This is a genomic window from Bariatricus sp. SGI.161 (assembly GCF_050313695.1).
Taxonomy (GTDB): domain Bacteria; phylum Bacillota; class Clostridia; order Lachnospirales; family Lachnospiraceae; genus JAFBIX01.
The window spans coordinates 1-1,686 of the sequence record NZ_JBNPLX010000072.1 but is presented as its reverse complement, the minus strand read 5'-3'; the positions used below and the strand labels follow the sequence as shown (position 1 = coordinate 1,686).

Below are 1,686 nucleotides of genomic sequence, written 5' to 3'. Positions count from 1 at the left end.
CCTATCTCAATATTTGAAATTTGTCAATATATCTCTCCGACATATTTTTGAAATTTATCTCAATACCTTTGCAGGTATCAATTCATTGTTAATAAATCATTTGCCTTGTTTATCCATACACTTACCCTATCAGTTCTCGCTGGATCCATGTCCTTACATTCCTTCATTCTGTTTTATGGATAAAGGTACAAGGTAGACTTTTGCTTAATTGCTGCCTCATTGGGCTGATGGAGAATTCCTCCTTATCCCTGTACCTGTATCGGCACTATAAATCTGTTAAGCCGCCTGTAGCTGGCTCTTTCTATAACTTCCGAAGACAAGCTCCGGTTCATAATAAGCTTTCTTTTTTGACAGTGTAAATATAAGAGTAAGCACCTTCTTGCTTATAACTACCAGTGCCTGCATCTTTTTCAGCGGATTATTTTCCCTTGTTTTAAGGTAATTATAAAGCTGACGCAGTTCCTTATTGTTTGCCACCAGTGTTAGTGAAATCTGATACAACACACTTCGCAGATTTTTTCTTCCTCGTTTTGAAATACATGTTCCACTCTTATTTTTACCGGAACTGTCCTCTATCAAGTTATATCCTGCCATACGGCTCATCTGTCTTGCATTTTCAAAACGTAATGGGTCTCCCAATTCGCCCAGACATGTTGCAAGCGAAACTACTCCCATTCCAGTTATGCTCAACAGATATTCAGATACTTCTGTTTTCTTTAATGTTTCTGCCATCTCCGCTTCTAATGCTTCCAACTGGTTTGTTATTAATTCCAGTTCTTCCAGCAGTTGCTGTATTTTAAAGCGTGCGGCATATTCACCATAATCAACACCTATACTGTCTTTCGCAGCTTCTACCAGCTGTGCTGCCTTTTTTCTACCAACCGTCTTTTTGACTGCCTTCTTAATTTCATCCAAAACACCATCTTCCCCTAATTCCAATATAAACTTAGGAATAGGGCATACTTTCAGAAGATGCATGGATGCTTTTCCTTTAAAAGGCTGCTTAAATACTGTTTCGAACTCAGGAAAATATTCATCTAACACTGCAGTAATGGTGTTGATAATGGATTTTTTTCTCTTATTCATACTGTATCTGGTTGTTGTCAGCCCACGCAATTCTGCATAGACATCGTGTGGAAGATATGTCTCAAAATATCGTCCATCCTTAACCAGCCTTGCTATGGTAAGTGCATCCTTTTTATCTGATTTTGTCTGGCTGTTATCATCCAGCTCCTTTGCCCTTTTTGTATGATAAGGATTTACCAAAACAACTGTGATTTTTGCCTGTTTTAACAGGAAATTTGCAAATGCTTTCCAATAGTGTCCGGTTGGCTCCATTCCAACAATAACCTTATTAAAATCTTCCTGCTTGCAGATTTCATAAATCCTTGCTAAGATTGCATTGAAACCATTACGATTATTTTCAAATTTAAGAGCCTTATTATGCTCGATACCACGACAGTCTACAAATCTTGCCCACTGATTGTGCTTGGCTATATCGACACCTACAATTAAGGTTTTGAATGTGACTGCTTCAAGTTTTTCGTTTAAGCGTTCCTTTAAATGGTTTCTTTTACTCATGTTATAAAATCTCCTTTGTTTTCTGATGTATTAAGTCGCCAAACTCATATACATCATACGGGGAGATTTTATTTTTTTCAAATTTCATGTTCTATAGGAATGCTT

General features: G+C 37.2%; 1 protein-coding gene. It reads right to left on the bottom strand.

Annotated elements, in window-relative coordinates; all coding sequences use genetic code 11:
* Nucleotides 1–276 precede the first annotated feature (276 nt).
* The gene (locus tag ACQRBH_RS17195) at nucleotides 277–1,581 is read right to left on the bottom strand and encodes an IS110 family transposase (protein ID WP_427762677.1); all 1,305 of its coding nucleotides are present in this window, start codon (nucleotides 1,579–1,581) and stop codon (nucleotides 277–279) included.
* Nucleotides 1,582–1,686: the final 105 nt, after the last annotated feature.

Excerpts from the sequence above, each read along its gene's own strand:
- ACQRBH_RS17195 (WP_427762677.1), bottom strand. The coding sequence starts at position 1,581 with ATGAGTAAAAGAAACCATTTAAAGGAACGCTTAAACGAAAAACTTGAA.